Origin of the sequence: Roseobacter sp. (genome assembly GCF_024639605.1) — a bacterium.
GTDB lineage: Bacteria > Pseudomonadota > Alphaproteobacteria > Rhodobacterales > Rhodobacteraceae > Roseobacter.
On record NZ_JAHEHZ010000062.1, the window covers coordinates 1 to 20460 of the forward strand.

Annotated in this window: 23 protein-coding genes; 14 read left to right on the forward strand and 9 right to left on the reverse strand. The window is 61.0% G+C overall.

The features are described from left to right. Positions 1–2 precede the first annotated feature (2 nt). The 6 genes from cysG to Q0M35_RS09930 all read left to right on the forward strand — a co-directional run bounded on the left by cysG (position 3) and on the right by Q0M35_RS09930 (position 5443). Positions 3–1403 (forward strand): siroheme synthase CysG, encoded by a 1401-nt coding sequence (cysG, locus tag Q0M35_RS09905; RefSeq protein ID WP_295314697.1) that lies wholly within the window; start codon positions 3–5, stop codon positions 1401–1403. Continuing rightward, a complete protein-coding gene (locus Q0M35_RS09910; protein ID WP_295314699.1) occupies positions 1403–1708 on the forward strand; it encodes a DUF2849 domain-containing protein in 306 nt (101 codons plus the stop codon). Before cysG ends, Q0M35_RS09910 begins: the two co-directional genes overlap by 1 nt. Further along, entirely contained in the window at positions 1701–3365 is a 1665-nt protein-coding gene (locus Q0M35_RS09915) for a nitrite/sulfite reductase (RefSeq protein WP_295314701.1), read from the forward strand. Before Q0M35_RS09910 ends, Q0M35_RS09915 begins: the two co-directional genes overlap by 8 nt. Beyond that, positions 3355–4125 carry a phosphoadenylyl-sulfate reductase gene (locus Q0M35_RS09920; RefSeq protein ID WP_295314703.1) on the forward strand — a complete coding sequence of 257 codons (771 nt, stop codon included), beginning with the start codon at positions 3355–3357 and terminating at the stop codon, positions 4123–4125. The genes Q0M35_RS09915 and Q0M35_RS09920 overlap by 11 nt, the downstream gene beginning before the upstream one ends. Continuing rightward, a complete protein-coding gene (locus tag Q0M35_RS09925; RefSeq protein WP_295314705.1) occupies positions 4122–4523 on the forward strand; it encodes a DUF934 domain-containing protein in 402 nt (133 codons plus the stop codon). Before Q0M35_RS09920 ends, Q0M35_RS09925 begins: the two co-directional genes overlap by 4 nt. A 71-nt stretch (positions 4524–4594) precedes the next feature. Next, positions 4595–5443 (forward strand): ferredoxin--NADP reductase, encoded by an 849-nt coding sequence (locus Q0M35_RS09930; protein WP_295314707.1) that lies wholly within the window; start codon positions 4595–4597, stop codon positions 5441–5443. A 57-nt stretch (positions 5444–5500) separates the two neighbouring features. Here Q0M35_RS09930 and Q0M35_RS09935 read toward each other — a convergent pair whose 3' ends face one another. After that, a complete protein-coding gene (locus Q0M35_RS09935; protein ID WP_295314709.1) occupies positions 5501–6205 on the reverse strand; it encodes a translation initiation factor 3 in 705 nt (234 codons plus the stop codon). Between the two features lie 200 nt (positions 6206–6405). Between Q0M35_RS09935 and infC the strand changes: the two genes are divergently transcribed. Both infC and Q0M35_RS09945 read left to right on the forward strand, forming a co-directional pair. Continuing rightward, positions 6406–6951, forward strand: coding sequence for a translation initiation factor IF-3 (gene infC, locus Q0M35_RS09940; protein ID WP_217626496.1), 546 nt, complete (start codon positions 6406–6408; stop codon positions 6949–6951). Between the two features lie 182 nt (positions 6952–7133). Continuing rightward, complete coding sequence (locus tag Q0M35_RS09945; RefSeq protein WP_295314711.1) at positions 7134–7562, forward strand: GFA family protein; 429 nt, start codon at positions 7134–7136, stop codon at positions 7560–7562. A gap of 91 nt (positions 7563–7653) precedes the next feature. Here the strand turns inward: Q0M35_RS09945 and Q0M35_RS09950 are convergent, their stop codons facing one another. The 5 genes from Q0M35_RS09950 to Q0M35_RS09970 form a co-directional block, all read right to left on the reverse strand. Continuing rightward, positions 7654–8445 (reverse strand): xanthine dehydrogenase family protein subunit M, encoded by a 792-nt coding sequence (locus Q0M35_RS09950; protein ID WP_295314713.1) that lies wholly within the window; start codon positions 8443–8445, stop codon positions 7654–7656. A gap of 94 nt (positions 8446–8539) precedes the next feature. Beyond that, positions 8540–10900 carry a xanthine dehydrogenase family protein molybdopterin-binding subunit gene (locus tag Q0M35_RS09955; protein WP_295314715.1) on the reverse strand — a complete coding sequence of 787 codons (2361 nt, stop codon included), beginning with the start codon at positions 10898–10900 and terminating at the stop codon, positions 8540–8542. Positions 10901–11001: 101 nt separating this feature from the next. Then, entirely contained in the window at positions 11002–11487 is a 486-nt protein-coding gene (locus Q0M35_RS09960) for a (2Fe-2S)-binding protein (RefSeq protein WP_295314717.1), read from the reverse strand. 120 nt (positions 11488–11607) lie between these two features. After that, a complete protein-coding gene (locus Q0M35_RS09965) occupies positions 11608–12612 on the reverse strand; it encodes a molybdopterin-binding protein (protein WP_295314719.1) in 1005 nt (334 codons plus the stop codon). Then, positions 12609–13577: an XdhC/CoxI family protein gene (locus Q0M35_RS09970; protein ID WP_295314721.1), complete on the reverse strand. Its 969-nt coding sequence runs from the start codon at positions 13575–13577 to the stop codon at positions 12609–12611. The genes Q0M35_RS09965 and Q0M35_RS09970 overlap by 4 nt, the downstream gene beginning before the upstream one ends. A 166-nt stretch (positions 13578–13743) precedes the next feature. Here Q0M35_RS09970 and Q0M35_RS09975 point away from each other — a divergent pair, with 166 nt between their 5' ends. Both Q0M35_RS09975 and grxD read left to right on the forward strand, forming a co-directional pair. Continuing rightward, complete coding sequence (locus Q0M35_RS09975; RefSeq protein ID WP_295314724.1) at positions 13744–13980, forward strand: BolA/IbaG family iron-sulfur metabolism protein; 237 nt, start codon at positions 13744–13746, stop codon at positions 13978–13980. Between the two features lie 60 nt (positions 13981–14040). Continuing rightward, positions 14041–14403, forward strand: a complete 363-nt coding sequence (grxD, locus tag Q0M35_RS09980; RefSeq protein WP_295314726.1) for a Grx4 family monothiol glutaredoxin — start codon at positions 14041–14043, stop codon at positions 14401–14403. Between the two features lie 49 nt (positions 14404–14452). On the opposite strand, the gene Q0M35_RS09985 is transcribed toward grxD, so the two are convergent. Further along, entirely contained in the window at positions 14453–14851 is a 399-nt protein-coding gene (locus Q0M35_RS09985) for a cell division protein ZapA (RefSeq protein WP_295314728.1), read from the reverse strand. Beyond that, positions 14851–15330: a hypothetical protein gene (locus Q0M35_RS09990; RefSeq protein ID WP_295314730.1), complete on the reverse strand. Its 480-nt coding sequence runs from the start codon at positions 15328–15330 to the stop codon at positions 14851–14853. The genes Q0M35_RS09985 and Q0M35_RS09990 overlap by 1 nt, the downstream gene beginning before the upstream one ends. Before the next feature lie 291 nt (positions 15331–15621). Between Q0M35_RS09990 and tkt the strand changes: the two genes are divergently transcribed. Then, positions 15622–17667 carry a transketolase gene (gene tkt / locus Q0M35_RS09995; protein ID WP_295314731.1) on the forward strand — a complete coding sequence of 682 codons (2046 nt, stop codon included), beginning with the start codon at positions 15622–15624 and terminating at the stop codon, positions 17665–17667. A gap of 74 nt (positions 17668–17741) precedes the next feature. Here tkt and Q0M35_RS10000 read toward each other — a convergent pair whose 3' ends face one another. Further along, on the reverse strand, positions 17742–18713 hold the full coding sequence (locus tag Q0M35_RS10000; protein ID WP_295314734.1) for a DUF808 domain-containing protein: 972 nt from the start codon (positions 18711–18713) through the stop codon (positions 17742–17744). Positions 18714–18929: 216 nt separating this feature from the next. Between Q0M35_RS10000 and gap the strand changes: the two genes are divergently transcribed. From gap to Q0M35_RS10015, 3 genes are all read left to right on the forward strand, one after another. Continuing rightward, positions 18930–19934, forward strand: a complete 1005-nt coding sequence (gap, locus tag Q0M35_RS10005) for a type I glyceraldehyde-3-phosphate dehydrogenase (RefSeq protein WP_295314736.1) — start codon at positions 18930–18932, stop codon at positions 19932–19934. A gap of 86 nt (positions 19935–20020) precedes the next feature. Further along, positions 20021–20164, forward strand: coding sequence for a hypothetical protein (locus Q0M35_RS10010; protein WP_295314738.1), 144 nt, complete (start codon positions 20021–20023; stop codon positions 20162–20164). Between the two features lie 35 nt (positions 20165–20199). Continuing rightward, the coding region (locus Q0M35_RS10015) for a glyceraldehyde 3-phosphate dehydrogenase NAD-binding domain-containing protein (protein ID WP_295314740.1) at positions 20200–20460 on the forward strand (261 nt) is incomplete at its 3' end.

Sequence of the window (20460 nt, forward strand, 5' to 3'; positions counted from 1 at the left end):
TTCTGCACGTGAAGGGCCGGCGCATTGTTCTCTCAGGCGGTGGCGAGGCGGCTCTGGCAAAACTGCGCCTTTTGCTGAAATCCACCGGACATATCACCGTTTTCAGCGCAGCGCCGTGCGAAGAGATAGAAAACTGGGCGGCGGACGGGAAGCTGCGTCTGGTACGGCGCGCTATGGCACCCGGCGACACACTCTGTGCTGCCCTTTTTTATGCGGCGGACGAAGATGACGCGGAAGACGGGCGCACGGCTGCCATTGCGCGCGCCGACGGTGCTCTTGTCAACGTCGTTGATAACCTTGAGGACAGCGCCTTTATTACCCCTGCCATTGTCGACCGTGACCCGGTGACCATCGCCATCGGCACTGAAGGGGCGGCACCGGTTCTGGCCCGCGCGATCAAGGCGGATCTGGAAGCGCGCCTGCCCGCAGCGCTCGGGCCCCTCGCCCGGATCGGCAAAACTTTCCGCAAGGCCGCAAACGCGCTGCCCTTCGGGCGTGCGCGCCGGGATTTCTGGCGCGAATATTATTTCGGTACCGGCCCCGCGGATATTGCGGGGGGTGAGGACAAGGTACGTACGGGCCTCGACAGCCTGCTGACAAGCCACCTTCAGCGCCGCGCCCGTGACGGCCACATCCATTTCGTAGGCGCGGGTCCGGGCGATCCCGATCTGCTCACACTGAAAGCCCGCCGCGTGCTCGATGAAGCCGATGTCGTGATCTATGACCGGCTGATCAGCCAGCCGGTGCTGGAACTTGCCCGGCGCGAAGCCATTATGATCGACGCCGGCAAAGAGGGTTTCGGCCCGTCGATGAAGCAGGAAGACATCAACGCGCTGATCGTTGAGCATGCGGCCACCGGCGCGCAGGTCGTGCGCCTCAAATCGGGTGATGCCACGGTCTTTGGCCGGCTTGATGAAGAGATTGACGCCGCTGATGCTGCAGGTGTTGCCTGGAGCATTGTGCCCGGGATTACGTCGGCCTCCGCCGCCGTTGCCGAAATCGGGCAAAGCCTTACGAAACGGGGCCGTAATTCCTCTGTGCGCTTTCTGACCGGACACGACATGAAAGGCTTTGCCGATCACGACTGGGCCACGCTTGCGCGCCCCGGTGAGGTGGCCGCAATCTATATGGGCAAGAAATCCGCGCGCTTTATCCAGGGGCGGCTGATTATGCATGGTGCTGACCGTCACACGCCCGTCACGGTCATCGAAAACGCTTCACGGCCTGAACAGCGGATCCTTGAGACCACCCTTGATGCGCTCCCCGCGGCCCTTTCCGCTGCCGAAATGTCCGGCCCCGCACTCACCTTTTACGGGCTGGGCCCGCGCGCTGCCGCAGCAGCACAGCGCCGGATACTGCCTGCATATACCGATCATCTCACACCGGCACAGGAGGCCTTGTGATGCCCCGCACCTTTTCCCCCAAAGTCGTGACTGCCAATGACCTGCTCAAAGGCGATGTCATCTATCAGACCGCCACCGGATGGACCCGCGCGCTGTCCGAGGCCGAAGTGCTGACCGACGAGGCCGACGCGGATCTGCGCCTCATCGAGGCCAGCCAGCAGACCGGCCGCGTGGTCGGTGTTTATCTGGCGGATGTAACGCTGGTCGATGGAACACCAGAGCCCGGTCACTTCCGTGAGGACTTCCGGGCCCGTGGCCCCTCAAATTACGCCCACGGCAAACAGGAGGCCGGGACACATGTATAAGTATACCGATTTCGACGCCGCATTTGTGGCCGAGCGCAACCGGCAGTTTCGTGGCCAGGTCGACCGCCGCATCGACGGCTCGCTGACCGAGGATGAGTTCAAACCGCTGCGCCTGATGAACGGCCTGTATCTGCAGCTGCACGCCTATATGCTGCGCGTGGCCATCCCTTACGGCACGCTCTCAGGCCGCCAGATGCACAAACTGGCCGATATCGCTGACCGGTGGGACAAGGGCTATGGCCACTTCACCACGCGTCAGAACATCCAGTTCAACTGGCCCGATCTGCGCGACGTGCCCGATATGCTCGACGCGCTGGCAGAGGTGGACATGCATGCCATTCAGACCTCCGGCAACACCATCCGCAATGTGACGGCCGATCATTTCGCCGGTGCAGCCGCCGATGAGATTGCCGATCCCCGCCCGGTGGCCGAGCTCATCCGCCAATGGTCCACCGACCACCCGGAGTTTCAGTTCCTGCCGCGTAAATTCAAGGTCGCCGTAACAGGCAGTCCCAATGATCGCGCGGTCACCAGGGCCCATGACATCGGGCTGCGCATCCTGGAGCGCGATGGTGAACAGGGGTTTGAGGTCATCGTCGGTGGCGGTCTGGGCCGCACACCGATGATCGGCAAAGTCCTTCGCGATTTTCTGCCGCGTGCGGACCTGCTGCCTTATCTGGAGGCCATCGTGAGCGTCTATAACCTGCTGGGACGACGGGATAATAAATATAAAGCTCGGATCAAAATCACCGTTCATGAGAACGGTCTGGAAGACTTCGGCGCCCGCGTCGAGGACCGCTTTGCGCAGATCCGGGAGCAGTTCACAGGCGTTGATCAGCAAATGCTGGCCGGTATTGAGTCCGGTTTCGCCCTGCCCGACTTCCGCGAGGCATCCGAAGCCGGCTATCTGGATGCGCGTCAGCACTATCCGGCGTTACGCAGCTGGGCCGACACAAACCTGGCCCCGCATCGCATACCGGGCTATGCCATCGTCACCATCAGCCTCAAGGCACACGGTGCCACGCCGGGTGACGCCACTTCTGCACAGATGCGCCTGATGGCGGACCTCGCCAAACGCTACGGCCATGATGAGCTGCGCATCAGCCATGAACAGAACGTCATCCTGCCGCATGTGCATAAGGACGATCTGGCGTCGGTCTATTCCGCGCTGCGTGCCGCAGGTCTGGGCACGGCCAATATCGGACTGATCTCGGATATCATCGCCTGCCCGGGCATGGATTACTGTGCGCTGGCCACGGCGCGCTCAATCCCGGTGGCACAGGAGATCGCGACCCGCTTTGATGAACTGAAGCTTGAGCACGACGTGGGCCCGCTGAAAATCAAGATTTCGGGCTGCATCAATGCCTGCGGGCATCACCATGTCGGCCATATTGGCATACTTGGCCTTGATCGTGCGGGTGTGGAAAACTACCAGATCACGCTGGGCGGCGATCACACGCAGAGCGCCCATATCGGCGAGCGCGCGGGTCCGGGCTTTTCGGCAGAGGAGATTGTCCCGGCCATCGAACGTCTGGTGCTGGCCTATCTTGATCTGCGCACAGAGCCTTCGGAGACTTTTCTGCAAACCTACCGTCGGCTGGGGCTCGCGCCCTTCAAAGCGGCGCTCTATCCGGAGGCGCAGGCTGATGCCGCTTGACCAGCCGCAGGATGTGCCACCGGAGATCGCTTCCACGGAAGCATCCGCAGGCCTGCACGCACTCACCCGTGAACTGAATGCAGAACTCAGCCACCGTGCCGCCAGCGACGTGATTGAAACGGCGCTTCGGGTGATCAGCCCGCTGCGACTGGTCTCCAGCTTCGGTGCCGAATCGGTGGCTCTGCTGCATCTCGCGGCGATGGTCGACCGCGATATCCCGGTGATCTTCATTGACACCGAACTGCTCTTTACCGAGACGCTGGTGTATCAGCAGGAACTGGCGGAACGGCTGGGACTGCGCAACCTGCGTATCATCCGCAACGCCCTTATCGCGGCACGCGATCCGCAGAACATGCTGCACAAAACCAACCCAGACGCCTGCTGTGCGCTGCGCAAATCCGCACCCCTGCAGGACGCGCTCAACGGCAGCAATGGCTGGATCACCGGGCGCAAGCGGTTTCAGTCGCAAGAGCGCGCGGCCCTGCCCTTCTTCGAGGTCGAACCGGAAACCTTACGGATCAAGGTCAACCCGCTCGCACACTGGAGCCGCGACAACGTCGAGGAATACATCACCGAAAACCGTCTGCCCCGGCATCCGCTGGTGGCGCGAGGCTATCCGTCCATCGGCTGCGCGCCCTGCACCTCTCCGGTACGCGCGGGCGAAGACCTGCGTGCAGGCCGTTGGCGCAATACGTCCAAAGATGAATGCGGAATCCATTTTGCCGGGGGCAGAATGATCCGCCAGGGAGCAGAAACATGACCGTTATCGTCACCGACACCGGCTTTGCCGAAGACACCTGGACTGCCGGGTTTACCGCACCGGGAGCGGCCAATGATGCGGATGCACTCGACATCCCTTCCGATGCCGACCCTGCGGAAATCCCGCTATGCGCCGGCCTGCGTATGATCCGTATCGGGTTTCCGTCCTCAGCCGATGGCCGTGGTTTCACTATTGCCCGCGTCCTGCGCCTGCGCGGCTATAAGGGACGGTTGCGGGCCCGCGGGCACGTTCTGGCGGATCAGTATGCGATGGCGCGCCGCGCAGGCTTTGACGAGGTGGAAATCTCTGATGCCCTTGCAGCCCGGCAACCTGAAAACCAGTGGATGGCACGTGCCGGCTGGCAGGCCCATGATTACCAGGCCCGGCTGCGCGGCTGATCGCCACCTTCCCTCCGGCAAAACAACTTCCTAAAAAGGGCACGCGGGTGTACTCCTGCGCTGACATAATTATGACCGAGCAAAGACCTGTGACCAACGCAACCGCCGTAAAAGTACCGACCCTGCCTGACGCCCAGACCGTGACATCCGTTCAGCACTGGACTGACCGGCTGTTTTCTTTCCGCGTGACCAGGCCTGCCTCGCTGCGGTTCCGCTCCGGCGAATTCGTGATGATCGGACTGATGGGCGATCCCGATCCTGCGACCGGGCGTCAGAAGCCGTTGCTGCGCGCATACTCCATCGCTTCACCCTCCTGGGACGACGAACTGGAGTTTTACTCGATCAAGGTACAGGACGGCCCGCTGACCTCGAAACTTCAGCACATTGAACCCGGTGACGAGATCATCCTGCGTCCCAAACCGGTCGGAACGCTCGTGCATGACGCGTTGCTGCCCGGCAAGCGACTGTGGTTTTTCGCGACCGGTACCGGGTTTGCCCCCTTTGCCTCGCTGCTGCGCGATCCGCAGACCTATGAGGATTACGATCAGGTCATCGTGACGCACACCTGCCGCGATGTGGCCGAACTGAACTATGGCAGGACACTCATCGAAAACCTGCATGAAGATGAGATAATGCAGGAACTGCTGGGTGCTGAAAATCTCGCCAAGCTCACGTATTATCCGACCACAACGCGTGAAGAGAGCCCGAAAAAGGGACGCATCACCACGCTTCTGGAAAACGGCACCGTGTTCCGTGATCTGGGGCTGGATGGTATCTCACCTGAGACAGACCGCGCGATGGTTTGCGGCTCACTTGGCCTGAATACAGATCTGAAAGCGATCCTTGAAGGCTACGGCCTGAAGGAAGGCGCCAATTCCGATCCACAACATTATGTTGTCGAAAAAGCATTCGTCGGCTGAAGAGAAAAAAGGCGCGGCGCCGCAGCGCCGCACCCTGATATCCCGCAGAACGATAACTTACCGGCCCAAAGCGGCGCGGATCTGCTCCAGCGCTGTCTCAAGCAATTCCGGATTGTCTTCTGCCTGCTGCACAGCAGACGTCAGCAGCGTCTTCTGGGTCGCACTGATTTCTGAGCTGTTGATCATTTCTCTGACCGCCTCAAAATCGTAACCTTCCACGGTCAACGGGTCCGCCTCTGGTGCATCTGTCGTGAGATCAGACGTCACATCGGAGACGGCACCCGCTGTTTGCCCGGTCAGCTCATCGGCGGCCTCAGTGGTGTCAGCCACTGCCTCATCGGTGGCTTCGGCTGCCTGCGTTGCGGCCTCACCGGCTGTGTCCGTCACCGCGTCCACTGCGTCGCTTATGGCATCCGCGGCCTCATCACCGGCCACTTCAAGCGTGCTGCCGGCCGCCTCAAGTGCCTCTCCGGCAGCCCCGACGGCGGCGGTGGCGGCGTCCCCGATGGCTTCGGCTGTGGCTTCGGCGGCCTCCGTCACGGTCTCAACCGCTTCGCCAGCCGCATCTGACACGGCCTCTGCGGCGTCTTCGACGACCGGCTGCGCGTCTTCTGCGGCTTCGGTCACGGCTTCCACAGCTTCAGGCGCATTGATGGCATCGGCTGCATCGGATGCTGCCTCTTCAACTGATTTCCCCGACCACAAAAGATACCCTCCTATAAGCAGGAAGGCGGCGACCACTATCCAGATAAGATTTTTCATTCCAGAGTTCTCCTTTTACCGACCACAACAGACGCGTTGTGTAAATGTTCTGTCACAACCGGGTTGACTCACCCGGCCGCGCTTCACAAGGGAAAAAACCTGCCCGGTGATGCCCTTCGCACCGATTTGCAGCTTGAAGTGCACAGAGGCGCCGTTTATTTTATCCTCTCAGGACCGATAACTATCAAAGGAAATACATCATCGCTCGCAGACCCCATAACGCGCCGCCACAACGGGAAACCGGCCCGCGCGTAAACGAGAAAATCCGCAGCTCCGAAATCCGCCTGATTGGCGCAGATGGCGAAAATGCAGGCGTCGTGACGCCCGAACGTGCCATGGAAATGGCGGAAGAAGCCGGACTGGACCTTGTTGAGATTTCTCCGAATGCCAATCCGCCTGTCTGTAAGATCATGGACTTCGGTAAGTTCAAATACGAACAGCAGAAACGCGAGAGCGAAGCCCGTAAAAAGCAGAAAATTATTGAGATCAAAGAGGTCAAGTTCCGTCCGAATACCGACACGAACGACTATGATGTCAAAATGCGCAACGTGTTCAAATTTCTCGAAAACGGCGACAAGGTAAAGATCACCCTGCGCTTTCGGGGCCGGGAAATGGCACACCAGAACCTGGGCCGTGAGCTGCTCGAACGCGTTGCCGAAGACACCAAGGATGCCGGCCGCGTGGAGAACTTTCCCAAGATGGAAGGTCGCCAGATGGTCATGCTGATCGGACCCCTGCCGAAATAAACGCAGCACGCACCGGAACTGTGCCAAACGCCCTGCCAGACAGTCAGGGCGTTTTATCTTGCTGTGACCGGTCGACGCTGTTACCGGGTGGAAACCGGATCCGGAGCAGACCTGATGCCCCGGCCGGCACTCAGATACCCGTGCGATGCAGCTGATCCGAACGGGCGAAACGGAGATCCGCCATGATTTATAAGGCACAGTGTTCCTGTGGTGCAGTCCGGCTTGAGGCCAGCGGCGAACCGGTCGTGCAATGCTATTGCCACTGCAATTCCTGCCGCAGTTATACAGGTGCTCCCGTGAGCGCCCCTGTGCTCTGGCCGAGGGCCAGTGTTCGTTTCGCAGCGGGTGAAGATCACGTGGATCGCTATGCGCGAAACGGTGCGGAAACCGGTGGCATTCTGACCTGTCAAACCTGTCACGGACTGGTGGGCATTCACCTGGCCGGACCGGATCTTTTCGACATCTATGCCGGACTGCTGAGCGATTTTGAGTTCCGCCCCACGGTGCACCTCAATTACGAAAACGCCGTGCTGAAGGTCCGCGACGGATTGCCAAAGCTGAAAGACATGCCGGAGGACTGGGGCGGCAGCGGCGAGATCCTGCCAGAGTAAGCGGGCATCACGCGCCGGAAAATCCCACCCCGGGGCACCAGAAAAGCCCGGCCGGTTTCCCGCCCGGGCTCAGCAATACTCTGATCAGGGATCAGGCGGCGTTTGTCACCGCACGGCCCGTCATCACACCAACAAGATGCGCGCGGTAAGCCCCTGTACCATGAAGGTCGCTGATCATATTGTCCCCCGACAGCGACAGCCCCTTCACAGCATCCGCCGAGAAATCCGACGAGAGTGCCGCTTCGGCTTCCGACCAGCGGAAAACACCATCATTGGACGCACCGGTGACCGCAACCCGCACGCCGCCCGCGTATTTCGCAACAAATACCCCGACGAGCGCAAAGCGGGACGCGGGCTGCACAAACTTCTGATAATCCGACACTTCAGGCACCGGAAAACGCACTTCTGTGATGATCTCACCCTCTTCCAGGGCGGTTGTGAACATACCCTGAAAATAGTCGTCCGCAGCGATGGACCGCGTGTTTGTGATAATCGTCGCTCCTGAACCGAGTGCCGCCGCCGGATAACAGGCCGACGGGTCATTATTGGCCAGTGAGCCACCGATTGTGCCGCGGTTGCGCACCGCCGGGTCACCGATATGGCTGGCGAGGCCGGCGAGCCCCGGATAAAGCGATGCCGCATCACGTGCCACAGCGCCATGCGTGGTCGCACCTCCGATGGCCACCTGACCGTCATCGGTCGTGCACACGCCCGCCATCTCGGCGATGCCTGTCAAAGACACCAGTACCGACGGGCTTGCCAGGCGCTGTTTCAGCGTCGGGATCAGCGTCTGACCGCCTCCCAGCGCCTGCGCATCCTCGCGCCCCATGGCAGCTGCTGCGTCCGCGACCGTTCCGGGTCGTTCCACATCAAAATTATACATTTCTCTTTCCTCTCATCAGGCAAAAGGCATGCGCCTCTCTGGCTCGAAAATATCCCGGGGGTCCGGGGGCCGGCCCCCGAACCGCCGTCTCAGATCACTGCATCGCTGCCCAGACGCGCGCGGGCGACAGCGGCATGTCGATATGCGTGACGTCCTTGCCGGCAGACTGCAGCGCGTCCACCACCGCATTCACCACCGAGGGCGGAGAGCCGATTGCACCGGCCTCACCACAACCTTTCACGCCAAGCGGGTTATGAGTGCAGGGCGTCTGGCAGGAGTGATCCACCTGATAAAACGGCAGATCATCAGCCCGCGGCATCGCGTAATCCATATAAGACGCGCTCAGCAGTTGTCCGTTCTCGTCATAGGCACAGTTTTCCAGAAGCGCCTGGCCGATCCCCTGGGCAAGCCCACCATGCACCTGACCGGTCACAATCATCGGATTGACGACATTGCCGAAGTCATCCACCGCCGTGAAGGCCTCGATGGTGACCTTGCCGGTTTCCGGGTCCACCTCGACCTCACAAGCATAGGCGCCCGCGGGATAGGTGAAGTTCGACGGATCGTAAAATGCCGTCTCCTCCAGCCCCGGTTCAAGGTCTTCGAGCGGGTAGTTATGCGGCACATAAGCCGCCAGCGTCACATCCCCCCAGGCCAGAGACTTGTCTGTGCCCGCGACAGAGAATGTCCCGTCTTTCAGCTCGATGTCCTCGTCTGAGGCCTCGAGAATATGGCCCGCGATCTTTTTCGCCTTCGCGATAATCTTCTCGGTCGCCCGCACCATGGCGGAGCCGCCGACGGCCAGCGAGCGCGACCCGTAGGTGCCCATGCCCATCGGCGTGTTGGCTGTATCCCCGTGCACCACTTCGATCATGCTCTCGTCGATGCCGATCATATCGGCGATTACCTGGGGAAAAGCAGTCTCATGCCCCTGCCCGTGGCTGTGGCTGCCGGTCATCACGACCAGACCACCGGTAGCATTCACGCGCACCGTGGCACTTTCATAAAGCCCCGCACGCGCTCCCAGCTGCCCCACCAGGTTCGAGGGCGCGATGCCGCAGGCCTCGATGTAACAGTTCACCCCAAGACCGCGCAGCATACCCCTGGCTTCGGAGGCCTTGCGCCGCGCGTCAAAGCCGCTGAGATCCGCGATCTCTTCAAGCTTGTCCATCGTGGCCACATAATCACCGGTGTCGTATTCAACGGCGACCGGCGTGGCATAGGGGAACTCTGTGACAAAATTCTGCCGGCGCAGCGCGATGGGGTCGACTTTCAGCTCCCGCGCAGCCTTATCGATGACCCGCTCCAGCTGGAACGTGGCCTCCGGACGGCCAGCGCCCCGATAGGCATCGACCGGCACCGTGTTGGTAAAGACCGCCTTCACGTTCACATAAATCAGCGGCGTTTTGTAATTGCCCGCCATCAGCGTGCCGTGCAGCCATGTCGGCACCGAGGGCGCAAAGGTGCTCAGATAAGCGCCCATGTTTGCGTAGGTCTCAGTGCGCAGCGCGGTAAAATTGTTCTCCGCATCAAGCGCCAGTTCGATCCTGGTGACGTGGTCGCGACCATGCGCATCCGACATGAAGGCTTCCGTCCGGCTGGAGGTCCATTTCACCGGCCGGTTACAGGCCTTTGCGGCAAAGGTGCAGAACGCTTCTTCCTGATAATGAAAGATCTTCGTGCCGAAACCGCCGCCTACGTCGGGTGCCACAACACGCAACTTGTGCTCAGGAATGCCCAGCACGAACGCCCCCATCAGAAGCCGGATGACATGCGGGTTCTGGCTGGTGGTGTAAAGCGTGTGATCCCCGGTCCCACGGGCATAATCGCCCACCGCCACGCGCGGCTCCATCGGGTTGGCAACCAGCCGGTTGTTCACCAGCTCCAGTGTGGTCACATGCGCCGCCTTGTCAAAGGCTTCATCTGTCGCCGCCTTATTCTCTTCGACAAATCCCCAGTCATAACAAAGGTTTGACGTCAGATCATCATGTACCTTCGTGGCCCCGTCCGAAACTGCCGCCTTCATGTCGATGACTGCCGGCAGATCTGAGATATCGACCACGATCGCTTCCGCGGCGTCGCGCGCCTGCGCCAGAGTATCGGCCACAACGGCCGCGATCGGCTCGCCGACATGGCGCACTTTGCCATGGGCCAGAACAGGGTGTTTAGGCTCCTGCATCGGCTCCCCGTGCTTGTCTGTCACCTGCCAGCCGCAAGGCATCCCGCCCACCGCTTCGAAATCCGCGCCGGTAAAGATCTTCACGACCCCCGGCATTCCTTCTGCGGCAGATGTATCGACATTATCGAGCGTGCCATGGGCCACATCAGAGCGCAGAAAGTACACATGCGCCTGTCCGCGGATGTTGATGTCGTCGGTGTAATTGCCGGCTCCGGTCAGAAACCGGACGTCCTCGCGGCGCTTTGTGCTTGCGCCAATGCCACTGTCTTTCGGCATGATCGTCCTCCCGTTAAAACGGGGGCGCACCTCGCGGGTCGCTCCCCCGTGCGCGGCGGTATCAGAACATCTGGGTCCTGCACTCCGCGCGTTAAGTGAATTTATTCTGCGGCGATGCTGCTGACGTCCTGTCCGGATGCCGCCATGATCGCTTTCACAATGTTATGATAGCCGGTGCAGCGGCACAGATTGCCTTCGAGATAATCACGGACCTCCGTTTCGGAGGGTTCAGGATTTTCCTTAAGCAGAGCTGCGGCCGACATCACCATACCCGGCGTGCAAAACCCGCACTGCAGCCCGTGATGGTCCTGAAATGCCTGCTGGATGACGTTGAGCGAACCGTCGGCATTGGCCATGCCCTCGATGGTGGTCACTTCGGCACCATCGGCCTCGGCGGCCAGCATCGTGCAGGCTTTGATCGCCTCGCCGTTGACGTGCACCACACAGGCGCCACACTGGCTGGTATCGCAGCCCACATGTGTGCCTGTCAGCGACAGGTCATCGCGCAGAAATGACGACAGCAATGTGCGCCCCTCGACCTCTCCCGATGATGCGCGACCATTTACAGTCATTGAGACCTGAACCATGGCTTCCTCCCTGAAAGCGTTTGTAATTGCCGCGAGTTAAGCACGGCAGCGGGAACATGAGAACCGTTAAAATTCGGGAAAACACACGGGCTGCGGCAACCTGCCGGTCTGACAGCGGCCTCAGCCTGTGTTGCGTCCGGCGCGCGGCTGCGGCCGGGTCGGGATTTCTTTCAGCAATCCGCCAACGCCCATCGCGGCGATATCTGCATCGCGCACCGGAATGCCACAGATCACCCGCGCCATGACCCAGTCCGCGCCGTTCAGCGCCGGTGAGCGCGCACATCCCGGCAAGCCGATGACCGGGCGCTGACCGAGCGTGCCGGTAAAAAGAAGATTGCCCGGATCAACCGGCATACCGAAACGTTCAACCCTGCCGCCTGCCTCGCGCAGAGCGCGCGGGCCCACGTCGTCGGGATCAGATGTCGCGGATCCGGTCAGGATCAGGGTCAGCCCGGTTGTCATCCTGCGCAGCGCACCGGTCAGTGCGGCGGTTTCGTGCGGCACGCGCACGACCTGCTCCAGATCGAGCCCGAAGGCAGCAACACGCCCGGCGATCGCCTCGAGCCCTTTGTCACCGGCGCCGGCAGCAGTCTCAGTGATAATGAGACCCACGGAAGCAATTTCGGGTGGTGCCAGCCTGAGCCCCGCCCGGGCGCTGGCGCAGGCGTCCTGCAGGGCCGCTTCCGGCACCGCGTAAGAGATAATTTTTATTGTCGCCACCATGCCGCCATCCTGCATCTGCTGAAAGGGCGGCACTGTTGCGAGCGTGATCATCGGATGCACCCGGTTCACCGCTTCAAGCGCTGCCACCTCCGGAACCACGACGCCGGGCCCGCGTGCCAGCAGATTGACCCGCCCGGTGAAAGCCTGTGTCAGGTGCAGGTGCTGCGCCTGCCCGTCCGGCACAAGAGCTTCCGCCAGTGCGCGGGCGGCAGTGTTTTCGTCCACATCACCCGGCTCCAGCACAGCAACCGTGATCTCCGCGACCCCGGCCTGATGAAGGGCTGCGATGTCATCCTGTCCGAGCACCCGGCCTTTGCGCAGCCGGGCCCGGCCCTCCAGCGCTACTGAATGCGCGAGCACGGCACCCTCGGCCTGTGCCGTAGGAAGGGGCCCGAATTTCATGCGCCGCGCCGCAGAACGCGTGTCATTTCGGCCAGCACGGAAACCGCAATCTCAGGCGGCCCTGAAGCACCGATATCAAGCCCGACGGGGCCGTGAATCCTGGCAATGCCGGCGTCTGAAAACCCTGCCTCCTGCAACCGGGAAACCCTTGCAGCATGGGTGCGCTTTGACCCCAGCGCACCGATGTAAAAGCAATCAGACCGCAGGGCGATATGCAGTGCGGGATCGTCCAGCTTAGGATCATGGGTCAGCAAAACCACAGCAGTGCGACTATGCAGTCCGGTGGCCTTCATCGCCTCATCGGGCCAGTCCGCGATCAGTGTCTCATCCGGGAAACGCGCTTCTGATCCGAACGCTCCTCGCGGGTCGATGATCACCGGGTCATACCCGGCAATGCGCGCCATCGGCACGAGGGCCTGGGCGATATGCACCGCGCCCACCACGATCAGTTTCAGGGGCGGGTTGTGAATGGCAACGAAAACGTCCTCGTCCTGCTCATACCCGGACCGGTCCATCGCGAACCGCTCCGGATATCCGTCACGCAGCAGACGCCGCGTGCCGGCGTTCAGGCTTACTTCATATGCCACAGGTTCCCGGGCCGCCCGTGCCGCCACCAGCTCAGAAAGCAGGTCCTCGGTGAGCACATCGCCCACCGGCTCCACCAGAATGCGGATTGTGCCACCACAGGCCAGCCCCACGGCAAAGGCATCGCCATCACTGATGCCGTATTCCAGAAGCTTCTGTTCGCCTTTGTCCAGGGCTTCTGCAGCCTCCAGTGCCACCGCGCCCTCCACGCAGCCGCCGGAAACGGAGCCCTGCATCTCTCCGTCGCCGGCGATCACCATCTGCGCGCCGGTTCGCCGCGGTGCAGACCCCCAGGTCGCAACTACGGTCGCCAGCACCGCACCACGTCCGGCCCGGTGCCACTCCAGCGCCAGCTCGGGCGCGTTTTCAAATACTTCCATGGCGGACCTCCCGTTGTCGATTATGCCTGCTGCACCGACAGATGTCTGCCCGAAAATGCACCACGCAACTGCCACAGAGGGCTGCGCGCCGCTGCACAATTTCGCACCTTGTCCCCCGGCACCTGGCCCATTACATCTTGGGCAGAACTGAGACCGGAGCGCCATTATGCCCATGCAGGCCCAGGAAATTGAAGATCTGCTGCGTCAGTCCTTTCCCGACGCGGAAATCCGTGTTGAGGGAGATGACGGTGTCCATATGTCGGCCATGGTCGTGGATGAGAGTTTCCGCGGCAAAAACCGGGTTCAGCAACAGCGTGCGGTCTATGCTGCGCTAAAAGGCAAAATGGACGGCGCACAGGGTGAACTGCATGCGCTGGCACTGACCACCAGGGCGCCACAGTGAGCGCCTGACTGATATACCTGCGCCCGCCGACCGGCGCGGCCGAACCACAAGGATTCTGATATGACCGATGCAACGAGCCAGATCAAAGAGACGATTTCCGCCAGCGATGTGGTGCTATTTATGAAAGGCACCAAAGAGATGCCGCAGTGCGGATTCTCGAGCCGCGTGGCCGGTGTGCTGAATTACATGGGCGTGCCCTACTCCGACGTGAATGTGCTGGCTGATGAAGCCATCCGTCAGGGGATCAAGGATTTCTCCGACTGGCCGACGATCCCGCAGCTTTATGTCAAAGGCGAGTTCGTGGGCGGCTGTGACATTATCACAGAGATGACGCTTTCGGGCGAACTCGATACGCTTTTTGAAGAGAACGGCGTGACCTTTGATAAGGAGGCAGCCGACAAGATCCGTGAAGCCAACGGCTGATCTTTCCGGTCAATTCGGTCAACAGACAAAAGGGGCCTGAGTTGCCGGCTCAGGCCTTTGTCTTTTCTTCAACCGACGCAGCAAGGGCTTCGGCCCGCGCGGCAAGCTCGGCCAGTGTATCGGTGACACTTTGCGGCACGACCGGCACTTCGACGCGCTCCGGCTCAGCAGCGGCGGCAGCACTGCGCAGATCAGCGATTTCGGCTTCGCGTTCGTTAAGCTGTGCCTGCACTTCGGCCACGCGGTCCTCGACGCTCGCCGTTTTATCCGCCAGCATCAGTCCGGCCATCAAGAGCATCCGCGCCTCCGGCATCCGTCCCACCTGATCGGAGAGCACCTGGGCTTCGTCGTCAAGCATGCGCGCCGCCGTCTGAAGGTAATGCTCCTCACCCTCCTGACAGGCGACCTCAAACGTGCGTCCGCCAATGGCGATTGAAACCTCGGGCATCAGGCTGTTCCTTCCAGGTCAGAACCGGCCGCGCTTTCCAGCAGCGGCGTCAGGGCGGCGATGATCTCATCGGCCTCGGCCATCTCGGCGTTGCGCATCGCTTTGATCGCTTCGAGTTCGGCCATCATCGACTTGTTGATCAGATGCGGCTCACCCACGCCTTCTGCATTGGCACGGCGCAGCGCATCACAGGCCTCGGTCAGCTGGGCATTGGCGCGGCGCAGCTTTTGCAGCTGAGCGTCGAGTGATGCGACCTTTTCGCTCACCTGCGCCGCGACAGCATCCTCGTTTTCCTGCTGCTGACGGGTCAGGGTCTCGACCTGCTCACTCAGCGCCGCGTTGCTGGCTTTTTCGTCCTCCAGCGCCTGGCGCAGATCGTCGGTCTGCGATGTGTCCGGAGCTGTCAGTGCATCGACACCCTGAGCCACGCGGTCCATGGCCGCGAGAATCCGGCTTTGCAGTTCATCTATTTCGCTCATGCCCACCTCAAAATGCCGTGGCGTCCCCCCGTGGCCGCCAGATGCGCCACCGAATCGGCCTGTATACGTCCGAGCGTAACTCTATCCGCACCTCACAACAAACAGGCCATGCATTATGATCAGTGCCTTGCGCGGACTTCTTCACGTTCTGCAACCGCTACGCGTGTTACCGCCACTTGAACCTTGCGGGCAGACTGCTATGCATCTGCCTGCGTCCGGCCCGAAGCCCGGCGTGGAAACCGAACGTGGCCCCCCTGCGGGGCCACCCAGCCGACAAAGGAAGACTGCTCCGTGGATGTCAAAGCACTTGCCGCCGCCAATCCCGAACACTGGTCCCGCGCCACTGCCATCCGGGCGCTCGCGCTTGATGCGGTTGCAGAGGCAAACTCCGGCCACTCCGGCATGCCGATCGGCATGGCAGATGCAGCCACTGTGTTGTTTGAAAAGCACCTGAAATTTGATGCCTCCGCGCCCGACTGGCCGGATCGCGACCGCTTTATCCTGTCCGCAGGTCACGGCTCAATGCTGCTTTATGCGCTGCTGCATCTTACCGGCTATGAAGACATGACGCTTGAGCAGATCAAAAACTTCCGCCAGTGGGGCGCGATTACGGCCGGTCATCCCGAGTACGGGCATGCCAGCGGTATCGAGACCACCACCGGGCCGCTGGGTCAGGGCATCGCCAACTCAGTCGGCTTTGCCATGGCCGAAGAAATTCAGCGCGCCACCTACGGCAACAAGGTTGTGGATCATTACACTTATGTAATCGCTGGCGACGGCTGCCTGATGGAGGGTGTGAGCCAGGAAGCGATCACGCTCGCCGGGCGGCACAAGCTCAGCCGTCTGATCGTGCTGTGGGACAATAACAACATAACCATCGACGGGCCGGTATCGCTCTCGGACCGCACCGATCAGGTCGGCCGTTTTCAGTCCGCAGGCTGGGAAGTAATCGAAGTTGACGGGCATAACCCCGATGACGTCGACGCGGCCCTGACAGCGGCAAAGAAAAGCGATCAGCCGACGATGATCGCCTGCAAAACGCATATCGCTCTGGGGCACGCCGCACAGGATACCTCCAAAGGGCATGGCGCGCTGACCAATGCTGAGCAGAACGTCGAGGCCAAAGCGATCTGGGGCTGGACGGCAGGCCCGTTCGAGGTGCCCTCCGACATCAAGAGCCACTGGGAAGCCACCGGGGCACGAGGTGCAGAAGAGCGCCGCGCGTGGGAAGAGCGTTTCGATAAAATGTCGCGCACCAAACGCGAGACATTCAATCGTGCCTACGCGCTGGACGCGCCGAAACGCCTCAGCGCCACAATCAAAGCCTTCAAAAAACAAATGTCGGAGGCCGCACCAAAAATTGCCACACGGGCAAGCTCTGAAAAAGTGCTTGAGGTGGTGAACCCTGTTATGCCGGAAACCGTTGGCGGCTCAGCGGATCTGACCGGTTCCAACAACACCAAAACCAGTGATCTGGGCGTGTTTGACACCGACAACCGGGCGGGTCGCTATATTTACTGGGGTATCCGTGAGCATGGCATGGCGTCTGCGATGAACGGTATGGCGCTGCATGGCGGTGTGCGCCCATATGGCGGTACGTTCATGTGTTTCACCGACTATGCCCGTCCGGCGATGCGGCTTGCGGCCCTGATGAAGATCCCGACGGTCTTTGTGATGACGCATGACAGTATCGGTCTGGGCGAGGATGGCCCGACGCACCAGCCTGTCGAGCATCTGGCGATCAGCCGGGCGACGCCAAACACATATGTTTTCCGCCCTGCGGATACGATTGAGACCGCCGAGGCCTGGGAACTGGCGCTGACGAGTAAAAAGACGCCCTCGGTGCTGTCGCTGACACGCCAGGGTCTGAAAACCTTGCGGACCGAGCACAGGAACAAGAATCTGACAGCCCAGGGCGCTTATGTCCTGGCCGATGCCGAAGGCCGGCGCCGCGCGATCCTGATCGCCACAGGCTCTGAGGTCGAGATCGCCATGGCGGCGCGGGATATCCTGCAGGCCGAAGGTATCGGCACGCGGGTTGTCTCTATGCCCTGCTGGGAGCTTTTTGAGGAACAGGAAGAAGCCTACCGCAAGCGGGTTCTGCCCGGTGGTCCGGTGCGTGTGGCACTGGAAGCCGGCATGCGCTTTGGCTGGGACCGCTGGCTCTTTGGCGAGCGCGGCAAGCGGGAGAAATCAGGTTTCATCGGCATGCATGACTTCGGTGCCTCAGCGCCGGCCGGCACGCTTTATGAGGAATTCGGGATCACTGCAGAAGCTGCCGCACAGAAGGTCCGCGATCTTCTCGACGGCAAGTGGCAGCCTGATCCGCGCACCTGACCGTCATCATCCCTGTGAGAAAGGGGCGCGACCTATGTCGCGCCCCTTTTGCGTCGTGCCAACAGGCCTGCGTGTCAGTGATCAGCGGCTTTCTGGCCGGTGACCTTTTCTGAAAGCGGCCCGATCACCCGGGTCACCACAGGGATCAGCAACATCCCCAGCGCTATTCCGAAGATTCCGTCAAGCAGTGCCGTGACGGTCCACTCGATTGCGCCTGCCGCCTCACCTGCTCCGCTGGCCACGGCCACAGCGATGTCATGGATGGTGTCATAGAGCCATGGGAAGCCCAGCACATCCAGCCCGTGGATAATAATCGAGCCTCCGACCCAGAGCATGGCCGCCGTGCCAACAACTGTGAGCAGTTTGAGCAGCACCGGCATGCCTTTGACAAGACCGGTACCGAGGGACCGGCTGATCCCCGTCATCCCGTTCGCCGCCAGCCAGACCCCGATGTCGTCCATCTTTACGATCAGCGCCACGGTGCCGTAAACCAGGATCGTTACGGCGATCCCGGCAAAGGCCAGCGTCGCGGCTTCGAACCAGAAATTCGGGGCTTCTATGTTGGACAGAATGATGGTCATGATCTCGGCAGACAGGATGAAATCAGTTTTGATCGCACCCTTCACCCGCGTTTCTTCCAGGTGCAGCGGGTCGCCGACCGACATATCTTTTTCGACGTGTTTATCCCCGTGCGGAAAGAGCCAGTGAAAGACCTTCTCCGCCCCTTCAAAGCATAAGTACGCCCCGCCGAGCATCAAAAGCGGCGTAATGATCCACGGTGCGAAAGCGTTGAGCATCAGCAGCGCCGGCAACAGCACGACCATTTTGTTGAAAAGCGATCCGCGGGTGATTTTCCAGATGATCGGAAGTTCGCGTTTCGGCTCAAATCCGGTAACATATTTCGGTGTGACAGCAGCATCGTCGATCACGACGCCTGCCACTTTTGATCCGGCTTTCGCGGCCTGGCCTACCACGTCATCCACCGATGCCGCAGCTACTTTGGCGATGGCCGCCACGTCATCAAGAAGTGCCAGAAGACCGCTCATTACACCGATTCCCTTCGAGTTTGCGTGACCGCATATGCCACAGCCCCGCGCATCGTGCACGGGGACAGTTAACGATAACAACACCAAACCAGCGCAGCAGGTTCCCTGCGCTGCCTTGGGTTTAACGCTAACATACCGATTTTATGCTGTTTTTGCCATTTCGCTGACGCAAACACCCCCCTATATCGTCCCGAGAAGTTTTACGGAGCAGAGTCTATGTCAGTCAGAGTGGGTATCAATGGTTTCGGACGGATCGGGCGCTGCACGCTGGGTCATATCATAGGCTCAGGGCGCAACGACATCAGCGTCGTCGCCGTAAATGCCACCGGGCCGCTGGAGACCGCAGCACATCTGATGCGATACGATTCCGTCCATGGACGGTTTCCCGGCGAGATCGTGACCGGCGCAAATACCCTCGATCTGGGGCGCGGCCCGATCCGGATGATGTCGAGCTACGATCTTAATGAACTGGACTGGGAAGGCGTGGACGTTGTTCTGGAATGCACCGGGCAGTTCAACGACGGTGAGGCTGCAAAAACCCACGTTGCGCGCGGTGCCCGGCGGGTTCTGATCTCAGCGCCGGCAAAGAATGTGGACCGCACCGTGGTCTTTGGCGTGAATCACCGCGACATGCTCACCTCGGACAGAATGATATCAAACGGATCCTGCACCACCAACTGTCTCGCGCCGATGGCGATGGTCATGGATGAAGCGATCGGCATCGAACGCGGCATCATGACCACTATCCATTCCTATACTGGTGATCAGCCGACCCTGGACCGCCGCCACGACGATCTTTATCGCGCGCGCGCCGCGGCCATGGCAATTATCCCGACCTCTACTGGCGCGGCCAAAGCTCTGGGTGAGGTGCTGCCGCGTCTGGCGGGAAAACTTGACGGCACCGCCATGCGCGTGCCCACCCCGAACGTATCGGCCGTGGATCTGACCTTTGAGGCGCCGCGGGATGTGACAGTCGAAGAGGTCAATGCCGCTTTCGAGGCTGCAGCCTCCGGCGCGATGTCACGGGTCATGTCCTATGACCCCGCGCCAAAGGTTTCCGTGGATTTCAACCACACCGAACAAAGCTGCATTATCGCGCCGGAGCAGACCAAAGTGGTCGGCGGACGCACTGTCCGGGTACTTGCGTGGTATGACAACGAATGGGGCTTTTCCGCGCGGATGGCGGATGTTGCGGCAACGATGGGCCGTCTCGACGACTGAGGCTTGCCCCGGTAGAGCCGGGCTGGCATATCACCGCAAAGAGGCTGCCGCGCTGCGGCGGCGCGGGACATGCGGAGAGACCGTCAGTGACAAACAGGATTGCCATCGTTCTGGGCGCCGTACTCATCGCGCTTATCCTTCTGGACGTGCTCTTTTTCTCGGCCGCAGGCATCGTGTTTACGGGCCGCCGGATGCTGGATCTGATCGACTGGCTTGCCTTCTGGCGGTAACGGCGCGGGACGCGGGCCTGCGCAGAAAGAACATCATGGGCATCAGGATCGGTATCAACGGGTTTGGCCGCATCGGGCGGACACTGCTGCGCGTGCTGGCTGAACAGGGCACTGATGACATTGAAGTGGTGGCGATTAATGATCCGGCACCGGCGGAGGCGCTGGCACATCTGCTTGCCTTTGATTCCATCCACGGGCGCTTTCCCTGCCCGGTGCGTCTTGACGGTGAGCATATCGATTTCGGACGCGGGCCCGTGAGGCTCACAGCACTGAGCGATCCTGCGGACCTGCCCTGG